The sequence below is a fragment of the Geofilum sp. OHC36d9 genome, assembly GCF_052400685.1.
In the GTDB taxonomy this organism is placed as follows: Bacteria; Bacteroidota; Bacteroidia; order Bacteroidales; family Marinilabiliaceae; genus CAZHHH01.
The window spans coordinates 355,824-375,566 of the sequence record NZ_JBQTGJ010000001.1 but is presented as its reverse complement, the minus strand read 5'-3'; the positions used below and the strand labels follow the sequence as shown (position 1 = coordinate 375,566).

At 40.7% G+C, this 19,743-nt stretch carries 6 protein-coding genes; all 6 read right to left on the bottom strand.

Features of this window, described 5'->3' with window-relative positions; all coding sequences use genetic code 11:
- Positions 1-99: 99 nt before the first annotated feature.
- The gene (locus ACT3CD_RS01335; RefSeq protein WP_444642187.1) at positions 100-321 is read right to left on the bottom strand and encodes a hypothetical protein; all 222 of its coding nucleotides are present in this window, start codon (positions 319-321) and stop codon (positions 100-102) included.
- 1,618 nt (positions 322-1,939) lie between these two features.
- Positions 1,940-2,467, bottom strand: a complete 528-nt coding sequence (locus ACT3CD_RS01330; protein WP_444642186.1) for a hypothetical protein — start codon at positions 2,465-2,467, stop codon at positions 1,940-1,942.
- Positions 2,448-6,614: a hypothetical protein gene (locus ACT3CD_RS01325; protein ID WP_444642184.1), complete on the bottom strand. Its 4,167-nt coding sequence runs from the start codon at positions 6,612-6,614 to the stop codon at positions 2,448-2,450. Before ACT3CD_RS01325 ends, ACT3CD_RS01330 begins: the two co-directional genes overlap by 20 nt.
- Before the next feature lie 10 nt (positions 6,615-6,624).
- Entirely contained in the window at positions 6,625-14,652 is an 8,028-nt protein-coding gene (locus tag ACT3CD_RS01320) for a hypothetical protein (RefSeq protein ID WP_444642182.1), read from the bottom strand.
- 81 nt (positions 14,653-14,733) lie between these two features.
- Positions 14,734-14,925 (bottom strand): hypothetical protein, encoded by a 192-nt coding sequence (locus tag ACT3CD_RS01315; protein ID WP_444642180.1) that lies wholly within the window; start codon positions 14,923-14,925, stop codon positions 14,734-14,736.
- Positions 14,926-15,080: 155 nt separating this feature from the next.
- Positions 15,081-19,589 carry a hypothetical protein gene (locus ACT3CD_RS01310; protein ID WP_444642179.1) on the bottom strand — a complete coding sequence of 1,503 codons (4,509 nt, stop codon included), beginning with the start codon at positions 19,587-19,589 and terminating at the stop codon, positions 15,081-15,083.
- Positions 19,590-19,743: the final 154 nt, after the last annotated feature.

The following is a 19,743-nucleotide window of genomic DNA, read 5'->3' as shown; positions in this document are numbered from 1 at the left end:
AATAAGCCATTTCCCGATTTTTACACTTAATAAAGTACAAAAAGCAGTTCTCGCTTGCGGCTAAAGAAATGTAATTATATGCAAGATAGAAAAATTATGTCACTTACTTTTTCCAACCACAAAAATCTTATCGTACAGATTTCCAACAATCTGTTGAGGGTTCTCCCAAAAAGCATTGATAGTTTCAGGGAAAAGCATTGATAGTTTTTGCCCCCTTCTGAAAGGCTTATAAACAAAGGGCTTCAGAAGCCACTCAAAACAACTTCTAAAAAGCAAAAACAGAAGCAAATTATTGCTCTTCATGTGTTGAAATCTTTTCATGAGGGCACCTTTAATAATGTGGCAGAAACATGGCGTTTGGAAGATGGGAGACACAGCAAAACAGGCTTTGCGGTAACAATTAAAAATCATGAATCTTTTTAAAAAAATATACAATACAATAGAACCTTCTTTTAGAGGCTTAGCATTTTGCTCATAAATATTAAATACGACACATGGGTACATTTTGACCCCAATAGTACCATTCCACCCAAAAGCAAAATGGGGCTATATATCATTTCTAAGTACTCAATAAATTCCAAAGGCTTAGCTTAGCTTAGTTTAGTTTACCACACGAGGGGACTCGTGCGGCAGCGGTGCGGCCACATCAAGACTTTGACGCAGCCACATCAAGACTTCGATATAACGACATCAAGACTTCGACACAGCCACATCAAGACTTCGACGCAGCCACATCAAGACTTCGACGCAGCCACATCAAGACTTCGGCGCAGCGAGATCAAGACTTCGACGCAGCCACATCAAGACTTCGACAAAACGACATCAGGTTGTGCATTCAATGTGAAAGATTCTAAGACCAGGTGACTGACTCACCCAGTTCCCCGGCGTATTTAACGACGGCTTCCTTCCGGACTGGTCGCCATAAAAAAAAAAGATGATTTCTTTTTCATCGGCTGCGTTTGTTCCTGCAGGATTGCTCCATGCTGTTATGTTTTTTTGTGTTTTGTGGTTAGGCCATTGGTGCCATAGGCCCTAATATGGAGACGCACGGCTGTGCGTCTTTACACTGCGGCATCGATGATGGCTCCGGTGATGATTAATGTGTTTGAGTGTCGTTTCTCCGTTCGGCGTAGCGTCCCGCTACGTTGTATCACCCAGGCCTCTGGCCATTCACCCCATGCTGCCGCACGATTCCTCTCGTGTGGTTTTACTTTATTACAACTACTCCTTCTAATAAACCTTGTTATCCACTATAATCTCTGGTAAAATATCTTTATACTCATTTCTGGTAAATACATCGCGCCTCTCTACAATTGCAAAACTTACAAAGTATACGCCTTCTGGATTATGGAATTTATAATTACGACTCATTGGTTTGGTTTTATTCTGTTTAGTGTTTGTCTATAAAATCAACTTCTGCGTTATGCTTGTCATAAAAACAGTCATTTACGAAAAGTAAACTCCTTGATTTTTATGACTTCACAGGCCTTAAATTTAGCCAATCAACTACTGCAAAGCTCACAAAATAAACGCCTAAAGGATTATTAAATTTATAATTTCAGCTCATCCCTGATACATTAACTTGGTTGAACTAAAATAATTATTTTTATTGAATTGTCAGTTGACATTAGTTATTACACCACACGATGCAATCGTGCGGTAGCGGGGGCAATTCTACTTAAAGCTAATTTAACTAAGCAATTAATTAAAACCACACGAAAGGATTCGTGCGGCAGCGGGGGAGATTGCCCGTAAAATTGCAGATATTCTCGATGTATCATTAGATTACCTTACTGGAAAGGTGGATGTGGAAATAGATAAAGACATTCAAAAACTTATTATTGAAGTCTCTAAGTTCGAAGACGAAGACCGAAAAAATATATTCTCCGTAATTGAAGCATTTGTTGCTAAGAGAAAAATTCAATCAATTTTATAACACTTACTCTCCTAATACTTCTTTTCGTTTCTCATCAGAAGCAAGATAAGTTATGTAAAAGCCCCAGATAGACCAAACTAATGTAATAACAGCTAAACCTACGAACAAAGCAAAGGGAAATATGCCTATTTTGATTGATTTAATAATTGCATTACTATCAATATATAGTTTATTTATCACCTTATAATCATCATGCTGGAAATATATCATTCTAACCTCCTTTTTTTTGAGCGAATCTAATCCAAACATTTTAAGCTCTTCTAATGAATAGCTTCTAAAAGGTTTCTCTACACCACTTATAAAAATATCGTAATAATCAATATAGCCTTTAGAGCCTGCAGTCCTAGCCCAAGTGTCTTCTCGTTTTAAAAAAATATCCGATACTGTCCCTTCAATTTCATTAATATTACCCTTAAGAATCGTGGGAACAGAAAAATAAGACAATACAACAAATAAAACGCATAAAGCTGCAACATATTCATAAGTCTTTAATAATTGCTTTTTAATTCTTTTAGTAAACAATACCTTCATTATCTAAATGGTTTTTAACATCGTTAATTGCCTGATTCAATTCTTTTACTTTTGCTGCAGTAATTTTATTCTTAAGCTGTTCATTTGCCTGAATTGCTTTCCAGTTTGTGTAAAATGTGCCAAACCAATTTTGTTTTGTAACTACCCCAACAATAGAACTAGCACTTGCCTTTGTCACTTCAATTGCATTTATATAGTCCCACATCTTAAAGAACTGAGCAGATAAACCTAATTCTTTTTCTGCCCACGCTTGAAAATCTTCATTACCAAAAACAGGGTCTGCAACTTCTTTCAATAGCGCAAGTGACGCTAAAAACTTACTACCTTTTGTGACAATTAACTTTCGTGAAGCTCCGTATATATTGACCGATGTAATTATAAATTTAGCAACATCAGCTTTTAATTTAGACTGTTCATGGTTTAAGAGGTAAACCAAACAAAAAGCTGGCATAGCAATAACAGGTTTTGTACCTTCAGGAGTGAACTCAAAATCACGACCAAAATGGATATTTATTATGTCATTAGGTCGAACTTCTTTCGTTCCATTTACCAAATTCAACCTGTACTTATCAAGATATAATGACACATCCGAACCTCCTACATAATTCCAATTATAAAAATAGTATGGCGTAGAACTGGAAATTGCCATTCCGTTTGGAAATACAGTTACCCCATCGGGATATTTCCCATTTTTCAATTCTTCACTATATGCAATGGTGAACAGATTAGTCAATTCCTTTATCCATTCCGAGTAGTTTGCTTTACCATTAGCATCATCCATACCTGAAGTTAGAACATCAAATAAAGTTCTCTCTCTCTTATCTGCAAGCTGTCCCACAATACCCCTTTCAACACGCTTATTAAATATTGCATTTAATGCCGCTTTAGCTCCTTCTTTTTCTCCTGATGTATATGAAGAACGCAGTAAATTCAAAACCATATCTTCATAATTCTCAGGTAAGAATGTTTTATCTGCAAATGCTAATAGTAATTTTTTGCGTTCGGGAATAGATAGCTTCTCATAAACACAGTATGAGAAATCATATAATTCATCAATTGCTTCAGAAGCTTTATCATTAGCAATAAGTTGTGAGATTGTATTATATTCTGTGGTAAAATCGGAATTACTTAAATATGTTTCAAAAACATTTGATTTTTCTTTGCTAACCATGATATATAAATCATTTCCAAAATCATATTTATACTTTGAAGAATTGTACTCAGTCTTTGTATATGTAAGGTTTATATCATAATAATCATATCTACTTTTATTGTCATCCAAGTATAATTCAGCATAAAATTCAGGAGTTTTATTTTTTCCTAAAACATAACGACCATTTGAACCAATAAATATTTTACTTCTGTTTGAAGCTTTGGCACATCTAATTTTGCCTAATACATCGGTAATTAAATCATCTCCCGATTTCAAAGCCCCTTCCTCTTCATCTTGAGCCCATGCGAACAACATATTTTGAGGGTCATGAATTAAGTCCCACTGGTACTTCCACAGCTCGGTACCACCGGCATAGTCCATCAGGTTTTGGGTTTTCCCTTCGGGCGCAATCAGGGCCTGGGGACTAAATGTGTGGCGCAGGTTAAATGCGCCGTGTCCCAACTCATGGGCAACGACCTTCAGGGTCGGGTTGCCGTAAATAAAACCTATCTGACGTTGCAGGGGCATATATCCTGACAAACTGCGATCTTTAAAGGTAACATCTTTCACGAAAAAAAGATACAAGTCACCGCGTTGCAGCTGACGGTCGTTGGTAACAAAGGCATCTACTATTGCATTCTGATCAGCGTTGTAGGTTTGAATACCTCCGGAGCCGCCGTGCGTCATAACGCCACCCGGGAAGTCAACAAAAACAGGATCTTCCTGAACCACCGTCCATGTGGTGACTGCCTGTCGATAAACGTCATTTAGTGTTTGTTGAAGTTCTAAAGGCGAGGGTAAAGCTGCGTTATTAACTGATATGATATGAACTTGTTTGGCTTCATTGTCAAAACTCACCACATTAAGCTTACCAACGACCGTCTCGGTAGAATCATTCTCAGAACGGTAGGCATACAATGTACTGATACTGCCATCCTGTGCGCCACGTAAGGCAACTCCATCACCAATAACCGCTGACGGCACGCCCATTTCATCCCGAAAAGTTACAGCCGGCGAAACATCTACCCCCACCTTATCGAGGCCATAACTTGACACACTTTTAAATGCAGGCCGATAGCCATTGGCTAACGATGGATAACGAGCTTCAATACTCTTTTTTATATCTGAATAAGCATCAAAACCATACTTTTGATCACCTGCAGCGACAAAATCCACCATTCCGGTAGCGGCCAATTCATTCGTTTCTTTCGCTTCGTTGTAATTTTTTAGTAATTGACTATTACCGCCCGTTTCTTCAAATTCCTCAAGTCCCATAACATCGCCGTTGCGGGTCACCACTAAAGGCGTTGAGTCCTTAGCTTTTATCAGCGTGTTATCAAGATTCTGCTCATTGGCTATAACCGATGAATCGATAACCGAACCATCTTCACCATAAGTGATGGCTATCAGACTGCCGTCTTTATCAACAAACAGGGCATCATAGGATTCCGTGACCCAAAGTGTGTCATTAACTGTGACGTCAGTGAGCAGAACAGCCGCGTTGTCAAGCAAATCACTATAAGCCTCAACCATCTCATCCACATCGAACATAAAAGTAGGATCATCGATACTTTTATAGTCCATGTTAACAATAACATTATCGGTATTCACCTGCAGATCCCAAAACTCACATGGAATTTTTAAACCCCATATCTCAGCCCAAAATAAAAAGACCCCTTTGTAGATACCATCTCCCTGTTGCTCGACACTTTTAACGATAAAACGAGTGGTCCCGGTTTTATTGGTTAGTATGTCACCTGGCAACAAATCGTTACGAAGCTCAAAATTAGTCAGTTCAACAGTCGGAATAACATCATCACAACCACAGTTGGGACATTCCTCTTTATCGATCAGAGGTTCCGATTCGGGAATGCGGAGTTCTGCCCAGTCTGAAAAATCACTGGTCGAGGCAGGGTCTCCATTGCATACAGCCTGCGCCCTAAGCTCATAGGTTTGTCCGGGTTGAAGGTCATAAAACGTTACTTTACTATCGAACGTTTCGTTGGCCGAAAACCAGCTCATGTCAGCATTACGCACCTCCACATTGTAGGATGTATGGGTAGGTTCGGACAACCATGAAAAAACGCCTTTCAGACCTGACACCGTCGATTCAATATTATCGATGCCTTTGCAAAGTGCTTTGTAGGTAAATGTTCTGACCTCACTTTTACCATCCTGCTCAAAGGGGACCAGCCCACTTTCGTCGTAAGCCGTAACGCGCCATGCGTAGTTCATCCCAGCTTCCAACATTACAGCGGCAGGGTTAAAACTATAGGATGTTCCGGACGTGACAGACTCATGAAACACAGGCATGGATGCGACCACATTATAAGGACTAACGCCTGGCACACGCATCTCCCACATTTCGAATTTATAGCGCACCGTACCTGCTGACACCGGGCTGCCAACATTACTCGCCAGCCACGAAAATGTTAACGGAATACCTGCATATTGCCCAAGCTGCCCTTCATTAACAGGCGAACGCAGCACCGGCGGTTTTCCCAAAGCCATCCACGCCATCGCACTTCCCGCATTTGAAATGACACGATTGGTATGGTAGTGTAGCACCTCAACGGTAAATTTATAATACCCTTCGGGCAACATCCCGGTGCTTCGATAGGCCTCTTTGCTGTAACCCCGAAACTGCAGATTGTCCGGATTAAAATAATCCCACAAATCTTCACCAAACAGAATAGTCGCACTACCACCATCGATAAAAACAGGTGTAGTATTAATGGTTACAGGCGTTTCAATGGTTACACCTGCCGTTTCCATTTTAATATGCAACTTAACAGGTAAATTAGCAACTTCAAGATCGTTTACCACAATAGAGACCATCAGTCGCTGTGATCCATACGCGCAGTAATCGCTTAAATTGAGCGAATAGGGTGGAATCAACGTGGGCGACACAAATATGGGATAGTTACTTTGCGCCCACAACGGAGCCCCAAACATCCGAAAAAAGAACAATAATATGATTAAAATTTTTCGCATCAATTAAAGCTTATTCAATTACTATTTTAACCTGACGCCTCTCATTGCCGGCGGTAAGAATTACAACATACACACCTGTATTGACATTGGTCAGCACAAATGGTTCGGCGTATACCTTCAACCCGCTACGAGTTCTCTCTTCAAGTTTGGCCCCCTCACTAATACTAAATACGGACAACTGTATTTCAGCCTCCTCGCGAAGCGTTACTTTAACATTAAAAAGGCCACTACTGGGATTGGGTGAAACAATAAACGACTCAATGAGCGGATCGCTATAACCCAATAAATCGTCACCATCCATATCATATTCACCATTTTGCACCTCTACCTGTTTCATCCGTTTTGAGAAGCAGCCCCCCGAATAGGCATAGAGCGAAACATTGAACATGCCCTCCTGAAGTGTCTTTAAATGAAGAATATAATCGTCGACACCCACTGGCGTTGCATTGACAAATGCCGTTGACTGAAACGACCACGACAAACTGTCTAATGGCAAATTTGACAACTCAAAAAGCATAAGCGTATCACCAATAAAGGCCTCTGCAGTCATCAAAAAATCGGCCTGCAAAGCATCATTCCCAATAGCTACCGTGATGGTGTCATAGGCAAAACAACCAATATCGTTGGTCACCCTCAGGAAATAATTGCCTTCATCGGAAACCGTAATATATCGTTCATCCGAAACAATGTCTCCGTTACACTGCCATTGGTGAGATGCAAAATCGCGCCCGTCAATAACCACCGAATTGCCGGGACACATAGTGAAATCGTCACCAATATTAACCGTTGCCATCGGAGGTTCATCAACAAAAAAGCTTTGCTCAAAGGCACATTTGTTACCATCGGTAAAAATAAGATGATAATCACCTTTCACAAGGTCAACCGCCCTGTTAGTTGTATCGCCATTGCTCCACAAATATCTGTAGTTTTCCACTCCGCCCAAAGGCTTGACTTCTATAAACCCATCGTTGTACCCAAAACAATGTGCATTTCGGAGTTGTAATAAGCTTAAGCCAAGCGTATCGGGCGTATTAATATCAAAAAAGTTGGTGGTTTCACACAAGTTAGTATCCCGTATGGTCACATAATAGCTACCTGCAGCCAAACCTGAAACAGAATCCCCGGTTTGGCCATCAGACCAATAAAAACGATATGGCGCATAAGGCTCAGCTGCGACCACCCCTGTAATTGAGGCCGATCCGTTACTATCTCCATAACACAACACCGGATTGGTCTCAACATCTGTAATAACAGGCCGTGTAGAAGGCTTTATCGTTTGCTCAAACTGGAGATGGCAATTATACTTATCCCACACATCCAGTGAATAAAAACCATGTTGCCGCAGGTCTGACACACTGGGCGCAGTGCTGATTACTGTGCCCGAATTATCGATCCATTCGTAACGATAAGGCAGGGTGCCACCCTTTAATCCAACCTCTATACTGCCATTGTCGGTATTGCAAGTCGTATGCACAACATCGGTAAAGCTGAGAAGTAACTCATCGGGCTGGGGAATATATACAGCCAGGGTATCAAGGCTATGACAGTTATTGGCATCGGTAAAACGGTAAACCCGATGACCTTCAGGCAATCTGTCGTCCACAAAATAATCACGAAGCCCGTCTCCGGCATCCACCATTTCGGTGGTACTTTTCCAAACTAACGGATCATCAACCAAAGCAAACCGATAGGGACCGGTGCCTCCTTCGATGTCGAAAAGGACCTTTCCACTGGCATCGTTATAGCACTTAGCACTATCGACCAGCACCTGGGAAGCACGCAGATAAGGAGGCTCTGCAATAATCACGAAAATACTATCAGCACCTCCATTCTTGTCAATGGTATAAACCCAGTGTCGCCCCACGGGCAAGGCGTCCCAACGATTAAGATCCTGATAATTGTCTTTATCGGCATAGCTAAACTGATAGTCACCCCACCCACCAGAAGCCTCAACTTCAACATAAGCATCAACAGAATCGCGGCAACTCTGATTTGTTATATCCGACACCACAATATTCAATCTGGCAGAAGGCTCAGCAACATCAACAACCGTCTCAATTAAATTATCATAGATATCTGTCACCGCCACACGATAACTTCCAGCCGGCACTCCTTCCACAATACTCTCATTGAAATAATTCACAGAACCTGCATTCTCTAAACTACCACCGTCAAGGGCTTCCCATCGAAAATCATAATCAGGGACACCCCCTTCAACCGTGACGTTAATAACACCCGACGCATCACCGCGAGCCGCAACATCCTGCACCTCAATATTACCAAACTTGAACGCCTCGTAAGTATCAATCTCAAATTCGGCCACTTCAACACCTGCATCAGAATAAGCAAAAACCAAATATTCACCACCAGTGAGATTGGTCAATGAAAACGTTGCTTCGTCAATATTAAAGTTACCAGAATCCTCATTACCTGCATATTGCACTACGGCATTGTTGGGATAATAAACTTCAACACGTGTAATATCCAAAACGGCCGATGAAAAACTTGCATAGCCATCATTGGCTTGCCATGAAGTTTCATGTCCAATTGCCGTAATTGACAACAGCCCATCACTAACATCGTGTAAATATTGCTTACGTGACACAGTGCAGCCACCGGCTTCCTGAACCGTTACCTGATAATAACCCGAAGGAATATTTAATACAGTGGCACTGTCAGCCGTTAAAATCGTTGCATTTTCTGTCAAACACCGCCATTCATAAAACAAAGGTTCCCTTCCACCCTTAACCTTAACACGCATCCAGCCATCCGTAGACCCGGGTTTTGAAGGCACGCCTGACTCAATGTCCTGAATCGACAAAAGAAGGCTATCCGATAAAGAAGACTCAACAACAGCTCTACAACCATTATTATCGATGGCAGCAAGCCGATAACCACCAACCGACCGGTTGCTGAAAGAATAACGGCCCGGAATCGTCATCCTTGTTGTATCAGCATCCCCCTTAAAAACCAGATTGTAAGGATACATTCCGCCATCAACGGCCACTTCAAGCACCCCATTATCGTTGCAAGTAGGCAATACAACACCAGCCTCTTCAACGGTAAGCAAATCGGGTTCGGTAATAACAATGGTGGTATCAGCAGAAGCACCCAAAGCATCTTCCACAAAAACCTTATACGAACCGGCCGATAACCGGTTAAAAGTCTTTATTGGAGCCAAACCATTATCGGTTGCCCGCCTATAGACGTAATCGCCCCAGCCTCCGGCGCCCTGAATGGTAAAACTACCAATGGCGGCCTTACATAATGCATTTTGAACATCAATCACCTCAACTCTCAATGCCTCATCAGGCTCAAAAACCTCTATAGGAGCACTTGTTACAGAACAGGCTTTATAATCATTTACTTCAACCTGATAAGCACCCGCCTTAAGTGAAGTAAAAACAAAAGGAATTTGTTCGCTGACAGAAAGCTGCCGGACTGTCGGCGAAGAACCATTTAATGGAGTTAGCAACGCAGTCATTGCCTGTGCTGTATTTCCACCCGTCACACGACTCAATATATACCCCGAATCCGTTCCCTTACCTATAACAGAACGAATTGTGTCGATTTCCAGCCTCAAAGAATCCGGCTGATAAACAACTCTTTGCACTGTATCAGAAACACACCCGTTGACGTCGTGCAACAATAACCTATAGGTACCGGCGGAAAGGGCCTCAAACTTCTGATCAGGACATTTCAATCGCCCAAGTTCATGCGTATTTAAATCAAACAGAAACAACGAGTCGGGATCAGCTGTTCCAGTCGTATTCAAAACTTCCATAGAACCATTACTTTCACCATTACAGACAACTGGCTCAACCAAAATACCATCAATTACCGGATTATCATAAGGCTCCATCACAAATTGTGCATCTACCGCACACCCCATAGGATCGGTAGCAGTAAGTATATACTCACCAGCAACCAGGCTGTCAAAAGTCACGCTCGTTTCATCGGTAAACTCCTCCATTGGATACGCATCCAACTCAGTACTATCATTTTTCAGAACAAAGCTATACCACTCATTACCACCGCTCACAGACATTGAAACCGAACCTTTTCCATCCGAGCAAACCGGAGCAACCCAGGAGGAGTCGGCCACAACCATTTCATCAGGCTCCTCAAGAGTAACAGAACCCACATTTACTTCCGGACAATTATTTACATCGTCCTTTATATAAACATCATAATTCCCTGGTTGTAAATTTTCTGCAACCTGAGCAGTATCCATCCACACATCGCTATTGCCCAAACGCCATGCATAACTGCCGCTGCCACCGGATGGATTCAGAATAGAAATTTGACCGTTGTTGAGGCCGTGACAGGAAATATCTGCAAACGAAACACGTCCAGAAACGACTTGTGTATGAGGAATCTCCACAGATCGATTAGCCTGGAGCACTTTATTTACATTCAATTGACTTGTGGCTATCTTTATTATTTGGCTTTCCGAAGTTTGAACCATATATTCCAGTGTTGCCTGATTCGTCGAAGTCTCCAAATCATCGAGAAACAACCCATCAAAGTTCACTTTAAAGTCACTTTCGGTACTTTCAGGCACTATTTTGACCTGCACTTCGTCATCCGGACATACTTGTTGACTTAGTTCTATACTGTGCGCCAATGAGCTTGTGTTAAATAAAGCATTAGAAAAGCGATAAACTTCTTTTATTTTCCCATCGTAGATTAAATTTATAACATAAACCTTTCCGTCTGAAAGACTCTGATTAAAGGCATATTCTTCACCCCCAACATCCTTTATCTCAAAATGCCCGTCTCTAATTAAATCGTTAAAAACTAAATCAGAAACATCTAACTTAAAACCCTCATCGTCTTTCAACACTTCAATACTTCCAGAAAATCCTGGTTCCAAAATGTCAAAGGTGTATTGCGTCACACAACCTTCATCTAATGCTTTTATGGTATATGAACCAACTGAATAGTCTTTTGTAGTAATATCCTCAGTAAAAGCCTCTCCAATCCAAGTTGGATTGGTTGGCAGGTTGCTTAAAGTAATTTTTGCATTCCCAAGCCCTCCAATTTCATCAGCATTAGTTTCATCTACACGCATTGTAAAAACCTCATTTTCCACAACAATTACAGAATCCCCTCCAAGGGTACATCCATCAACTTCTACGAAAACCTGATAGGATAAATCCCCTTCTAAGTCAGGAAACGTCCACACGTTACTATCTGTAATAATTTCACGTTTCAATTCCCCCTGTAAATTCTTTAATTTATACGTTTTGCTACCAGTTGAGTTTGTGGCAAAGTGAACCGTTATAGAGCCGTCGGGGGCAGATTCACAGGTTTGTGGTGCAGTAGTAATCTTTTGAATTCCAGAAGCATTATCCTCAAAATAAACTGGGAAAGCATACGTAAGACTCGTCTCAGAATTATAAAACTCAATTGTGTCTGACCAGCTCAACCCCTCAATAGTAAAAGGCGTATCTAAACTAGTAATTATCCCTGAAGTGTAGCTAAGAGGCAAAGAACCTTTGGTGCACTTTAAAGTTGCAATACCATCTGAAGAGCAATTTGAACTTGGATTCGTTTTTTGGATAATTTCAAAGTCAGGCTGTTCAGGGACTTTAACTTCAATAAAAAATTCATAAGAACACCCATCCTTATCTGTGAGGATGTAAGTCTCGGCTTTTGGTGGATTTATTGACGTATGGTTATAAAGCCGATAACCGTAATTATTAGAAAGAAATAATTGCCATTGTTCCTCTAAATAATCATCATACCAATCAATATATAAACTTTCAGTGCTAAAAAAACGATCTGCGACATCTTGCTTATTCGATTCATCAATCAAAAATTGCTGGTATCTATCGCCTGAGGCTGTTTCGTAAACAATGTAATTTGGAAATGATGTAGTGTTGATATATCGAATATTTTTAATCAGAGCTCCTGACCAGAAACGGACTCCACCTGTTCCTCTTTCATAATAAAAAAGTTTTGAGCCATCCTCATTTCGATAAGCACACTTTGTACCTGTGTCATCAATTATTCCGTCAAAATAATCTGGAAGATCAACCTTTAATCCAAATGCGTCACCCAGAGTGCCCACCAAATGGAAATTATCAGAATTATCTTTGCCAACAATTGAACAACCATTATAATTAACCAATTGATAGTTAACTGGCACCCCAGTAGATACAGAAGTGTAACTATAAGTATGATATTTTGCCTCACAAAGCCCTGCATTATCAATTCTTAACCATGTTCCCGGGTTGAACGAATTAGACCCTGACGAGGCCGTACCCTCGTCAAATGAAAACTCATCACTTCTTGCAAAATTCTTCCAAAAAGAATGGTACTGTTCTGCCATCTGTTGGGATTCATAAGTCAACTTAATTATGAATCCAGTGGGTCTAGAATTTGTTAAATTATAAAAATAAGCACTTCCCAAAAAATTTGCATTGTCCGACATAACAAAGAGATATTCAAAGCTAAACGAAGAACTGCAATTCCCAAAGTTAGTTTTGTTAGCGATCGTTGTTTTAACCGGCCGCTTATTCTCAAAAAACCAATCATTAAACCTCAAATAAAAGTACTTCTCCCAATTTGTATTCCGTTTCCCTTTTTCCATATAATAATATCTATTCACGAAATTTTGATATATGGCATCTTGTTCGTTTTCCGACAATAGCGAAAAATTAGAAGGTTGTACATGCAACGAATCAACGAATAGCGTATCCTCACCCACCACTTTATCTATGACATAAGGCAAACGATTATCGGAATCGGAAATATTAATAATTGCATAAGGATCTTCTTCGCTAAGAAGGTGATATTTTGGTTCGCTAGCTGGGAAGAGAGCCGCAGATTGCTGAGCTTCTACTTTTTCAAGCACTTCGGGTATAACAAATGTTTCTGTAGCAAATTTCAAATCCGATCTGGAGGTCATCTGCAGCTGAATGGTCCACGTTCCAGCCGTCGTAAAAGGACTTGTAGGGGTTGAGGATTCGGGCTCAATCCTGTAGGTATTGCCGGAAACTTTTTTACCGACACAAGGTACAGCCTCGGCAATCGGCCCCCTTAATTCCCATTTAATCGCTGCATCATCGATGGCTGCAATCTCCATCTGATCCAGAAACTCAACCTCAATAATTGGCTCATCTACACACCAGATGCGCCTGACTTCTTTAACCCTGAATTGGGGCCCGTTGCTATTAAACGTTGCTTCTACTGTATTACCGTAGGTTATACTGTCGTTTAGAAGCACTTTTTTAATCCGAAATTTTATCGGCTTATCCAGCCATGTATAATAATTAGAATTTGAATCACTTTTGTTGCCGGCAATATCAAAATAGGAAATATAGGCTTTCTTTCCAGGTCTAATATTGAATTCCTTCAAGTCTTCCCACTCATGCTTACCATAATTCACCTTCATTTGCAGGACAACATCCTGATGTTCAGCAGACAAATAAAAATTATTGAATTCCAATTGCAAGTACTCACTTTCCGCATCAAAAGGTTCTTGCCGCAAAGAGTTAATCATAACAGGATCATCAATAATTACAGTTGTAAACATAGTATAACCCTCCCGGTTTCCCGATAAATTAAGCCAGCTGCAAGGGTCAGAGGCACTTCCGCTCACAGGCTCATTCACCCCAACTCTCCAAGTTTCTGAGGTTGCAGTATAACTAAGTTTTGTATCCACTCTAATGTCCTTCGCCTCAGTATTAATAACAACCCCCTCTAAAGCTTTATTATCATACTCTAGATTCGGAAGGTCTATATTGGAATCAGAAGATCTTTTAAATGTTTCACTAAATGCAATTATTACACCCAAATCTTCCGAGGCTATTTTTTCTTCCGATACTAGATTGTTACCACTTGTTTCCAGTTTTAAATTCGCCTTAACAAACTGGGGTTTACCATGATTACAATTACCCCATGACTCAAACGTCTGCTTAATAGCAATACAGTATTTGAATTGATTCTTATTATCCTCCTGCCCCAATGCAGGAGAACAAAATATAAACAGTCCAATAATAAACGCCAATAACTTTCGAAGCAGATTCATAGTCTCAGTGATTAATTATAAAAGCTGACAGGCAAAGCAAACATACTGCTGGTTAAAGAAGCAACAGAAATAATTAAAGTCTTAATTGATATTCTTCACGCAACGTATGTTTGACATCCCAGATTCAAGCCCGGCGATAATCTCGCCATCTTTCGGAGAAAATTCCGTGGGTTTAAAAAAAATGCCGCTAAGTATGATTTCTTCTTTTTCACGTTCTGTAAAAACAAAGGAAAAAACTGTGATACCAAGGATTAAATTGAGTAATAAATTCATAACTCTCAGGTGTTTAAAATTTGCTTTTCAATTGCCACATGAAACTCACTACGATAATCATGCGCCTTTGTGAGAAGCTTTCTCATGGCTCGTTTCATATTATGATGTTAAATATAAATTCTCTTTATGGCGTTCTATATCCATTCGATGAAAATCTATTTTACTTCAATGATTCGCTCTATCTTTGAAGTTACGATTCCTTTTCCTGGCAACACATAACGTATCTCCAAACCATAATTACCGGATGTCTGATCAGGAATATGATTGGTTGCAAGAAAACGTGCAAGATTTTCAGTTCTCAATTTTCTATCAACTATAGTATTAGCCAAAACACGGCGCAGATATTTATAATCCCTGTCAATATAATAAGTGACTTCATTGTTCAATGCACCAAAAGGATTAACATTTGCCCGATTGTTCATTCTCACCATCTCGTCAGTGAGCTTATTGGATGTAGAATAAGCACCTATGGTTACCACTCCCGGCTCACCGGTCGGCATCAGCCCTTCAGTTGCAGATGCTCTCAGTACATCCACATTGCCATAGATAAGCGGCTTAACTTGGTTTATAAACCACGGTGTGGAATTATAAAGGGGGCTAACCTGAACCATATTGTCGGTGGCATCCGGCATATTGTTCTCGCTATAATCAAACATTTCTGTAAGAGAAGAATAATCATACAATCCACAATCTATTCTATTAACATGTGGGTACAATTGCCATAAATGTCCTGAGTTCCCTTTCACATTCCCGATCTTCTCTGTAAAAGTATCATATGAGCTGGTTCGAAAATTCATGGCATAAATTTGATCCTCCTCAAGTAAATCCAAGGTGCCCTCGGCTTGTTTTTTCTGGACAAACAGGGAGTCGGCCTCACCCAATTGGGTGGTGGTGGTGGAGATATTATCGCTTAGGGCGGAAATAGTTTCCGGTATATTCAATATAGCAAGCCGATAAATCTCATCATTTTTAAAGTTAAAAGCAGCAGTAGAAAAATCAATCTCCATCCTTATTTCATTTCCACCAGCATGTGTTTTATAAGAAAACTCAGTATTCTGAGAACTTCCATTGCTATCTGTCAGTCGTAGCTCCTGGGTATATCCTTCAGGTATTTCAGTAGAAAACAAATAGTTATAATTTTCACTTAACAGCAAATAGCCCTGATCGTACTCATCCGAATAGTAGTTATATTGCCGGTCCACCGGATAGCTGTATTTAACATGTTCAGGCAAAATAAACTTTGGTCGGTCGCCACTCTTAAAGTCCACTTCCTTTTCTTCATAAACGGGTTTGCCATCATAATCCAAAACTTTTCTCCAGTCACCACTAACGAGGCGTTCAAAACCAACTTTAGCGCGCACTAGTAGGTCAGACTGACTTTCCAAAGCCTCGTCTGGATCAAGTACCAGTACACGTCCTTCGTCGGTTAGCTGATGAGCCCCTGCAACCTCTTTCCCAGTTGCCTTATAAATGCATTTAAACTCCTCTAAAGTTACCCTATACCAGGCTTTCTTTCCTTCATCCTCTTCTACTTCCATTTCCAGACCAACCGGAATGTTAAACACTGCCTGTGGAGCCACAAACACATTCACATCCGACTCTCCTGCCGAAGGTGTTAGCTGAGCAATAATTTCTTCACCAAAAGGGCTACCGCCCATAACCTTGCACTCATCACCTATTTCAAAGTCAAAATCGCAACGCCCGGATATGAGTCCTCCCATCACACTAAACCGACCACCCACAGCACCCGAAAAATAAAAAGGATTAGGTCCGGCACCTTCCAATAAGGTACTGGCCGCAATGTCAAGGATGCTAAACTTTTTGCGATGTCCAAACAATGTGGCTTGTAAGCCAATATCGGCTTCCACCCATGCCCAGGCTTGCGCTCTGGCATACCACCCGTTAATACCCAAAGGGGGTTCACCTCCGGCGCAATAGGCGTTAACGCCATAATTCTTCAAAAGGAATTCAGCCCCCATACCGACACCCATCGAGGCATAAAAAGGCATCAACTCAGCCTTGAAATCAACACTCATTGACTGTCCGAAAGCGATACCGCTACCCTGTGCCATATCATAAGTACTACGATTAGATAGCTTCAGCTGTTTGGAACGGCTCAAATTTTTAAGTACTTTATCGGGAGGACTTGGCAATTCAGGCACATCATCACCAATCATAAAATAACTGTCAGTACGGGTCAATCCCAATATTTCCACCCCAAGCCGATCTTTAGGTGTTCCAAGGTATGCATGCCATTTATCATCAGCAATGCGTATTGAAGCCCAGCCCATTCGGTCATTGTCACCCACCCCTTTTATAAACCCGGCATTGAGATAAGAATTCAAGTCTGCATTAAAAACATGGTTGGCCGCATCATACTCCATCAACAATGAAGCCGTTAAAAATCCCGACTTTTTATTTTCAGGAATAGCTAAGTCACTTTTAGCAGAAAGTTTCAGCTTTCCACCTTTCTGCTCCAACTTTCCAACAGCTTCATTAATATTATCAGCCAATCCGCCCCATTTAGCGGGGTCATCCATAAAAGCAGCATCTCCCCGTAACTGTACAAAATTCAACCCGCCATCATCATTAAACTGAATTTCGAAACTCACTTTTGAATTAAAAGCCGCTGAAACGCCTGCCAACCCAAATTTTGTAGATGTCATAAAACCCATCCCTACACTTTTATCCGGCACATAATTGATCCCAGACAGCGACTTTCCAAAATCACTATGAGCTCCCAAACCACTGGATTGTTGCATCTTTCGATACAAACCACCACCAAAACCGTAGAAAGAGATAGGCGTAGGCGCGAGAATTAGACCTGAAGCAGGCGACGTTTCATAAAATACATCGGTCAAAAAATACCGATAATCATCTTTTTTGCCAAATACCGCCACAGCATCAAACTGAAACTTATTTAACAATCCAAATGTGATGTCGCCCCGAAACCCTGTCCCATATATTTCATCACCATCTTCAAATTTCACAGAGCCACTCATACTATAACCGCCCGATTTATAATCCACAAAAATCTCATCGACACCAACGTGATCAAACTTCCATCCCACATAATCACCATACAATTGCACGCCGGCGTTACCGCCAAAAATCTCACTTAACTTTACGCCTACATTAAAAGCTAAACCACTGCCTTCATCATTGTTAAAAGGAGCAATACTGTCAATTTTAAGCTGAAAGCCTGCCAACTCAGGTGATTTCAATTCACCTGTTAAGCCTACTGAGCCAATTTTAAAATAAGGAGCAGAACGACTGATCTGCATATTTTCAAATGGGATATCGGGTATTTTCAACTTTTTTGCATCATCTCTATTGCTAAGCGGCGCATTAACAGACAGTAAACCACAAGCATTAATAGTCGGATATATTCCTCCGTTTGCAACTTCAATCTCGATATAGGAATTACTGTTTAAATCGACAGTACTGCCTAAAACAGGAAAGTCATATTTTCCCGACAACCCTATCTGAAAATCATAATTATTGGTACTATGATTAAAAGAAGCCTTATAGGGTAACAACGAATTTTTACCAAACGGCGGAATATTAATATCACCACCGAAGCCAAGACCGGCAACATCCCCCTTCAGTAGCTCCAACGAAAACTCCCTCAATGAAATATCCCACTTATCTTTATCCAATAATTCACTACTAAAAATATCAGGACTGGTAACGGACTTAGCTGAAAAGCCATTAGCATCAATAATTACATTTTCTAATGCCAATGTAATTCTATCGGTCATAGGTTTCTCCTGATCGCCCTCGGGGTTCGTAGACGATTTTGAAAAAAAATTGGGCAAAACAACAGAAGCACTCGTCACTGCGACGCCTTTCCATAAGTTACGCATTGTTTCATCTGCTTCCACTCCATAATCCTGGGGGAATACAGCCATAGCGGGTGTAGATTCATCGCTTTGGTCCAATGTCGCGCCATGCAGCGTAAAAACGAAACCATCAAGCCCCTCAAAACCGAACGACTGATTAAAATCGAGGCTCGCCGTAAAATTATCGAAATCATCAAAGTAAGAATCAAAAGAAGTGCTAAGCATGCCACCTGTGCAATTACCATTTGCATCCACTGGTTTAATTTTAGTGGAATCAACCAATAAATCCATCTTAGCATAAAAAGATTCAACGCCATCACACCCAAAATTAACCTTTGTCCCGACATTAAAAACAAGAATTAAACCATGTCCCAAATCACGTCTCACAGGGCTTATCAACTCAAGAAAGCCATTTGTTCCCAAACCCTTTTGACCTTCAATATCGGCGTATCCATCAAAAGCAATTTTTTGTCCATCTTCCTTAAACTTAAAGGCACAAGAGGCATAAACACGATTTTTACCGGTCTCCTGATTATAGGTAATCTCCCTGATGATAAGCTCATAATCACCTTTTCTGACTCCTACAGGCAAGGTTATCTCACCACTTTCCACCAAATCGGAAAATGAATCAATATAAGCACCAGCTTGTTTAACCGCAGCCATCGCTTCAAAAGCAGCCGTAATTTTCTTCTCATTAACAACTCTCAACTGCTCAACCTGAGCCAGAATGTCAACTTGAGCGGCATTAACCTCACCCCGAGAAAACATCGCCAAGGCAAAAACGGAAAGACAAAACCAATATAAATAATTATTATGCAACATGTTAGGTTAGAATTTTAACTGTTACAACTAATTCTTGCGTTACGCTCGCTTTCAACATGGTCATTTACCCCAGTAAACTCACATTTTTCGAGCATCGCAAACCTCAAAAATGAAACTTCCTTTATCTTTCACAAAAGCTTTCTTGCAAACACTT

Bases quoted from the DNA above. Each gene is read 5' to 3' on its own strand.
- ACT3CD_RS01335 (WP_444642187.1), bottom strand. From the start codon at position 321: ATGAAAAGATTTCAACACATGAAGAGCAATAATTTGCTTCTGTTTTTG.
- ACT3CD_RS01330 (WP_444642186.1), bottom strand. From the start codon at position 2,467: ATGAAGGTATTGTTTACTAAAAGAATTAAAAAGCAATTATTAAAGACT.
- ACT3CD_RS01325 (WP_444642184.1), bottom strand. From the start codon at position 6,614: ATGCGAAAAATTTTAATCATATTATTGTTCTTTTTTCGGATGTTTGGG.
- ACT3CD_RS01320 (WP_444642182.1), bottom strand. From the start codon at position 14,652: ATGAATCTGCTTCGAAAGTTATTGGCGTTTATTATTGGACTGTTTATA.
- ACT3CD_RS01315 (WP_444642180.1), bottom strand. From the start codon at position 14,925: ATGAATTTATTACTCAATTTAATCCTTGGTATCACAGTTTTTTCCTTT.
- ACT3CD_RS01310 (WP_444642179.1), bottom strand. From the start codon at position 19,589: ATGTTGCATAATAATTATTTATATTGGTTTTGTCTTTCCGTTTTTGCC.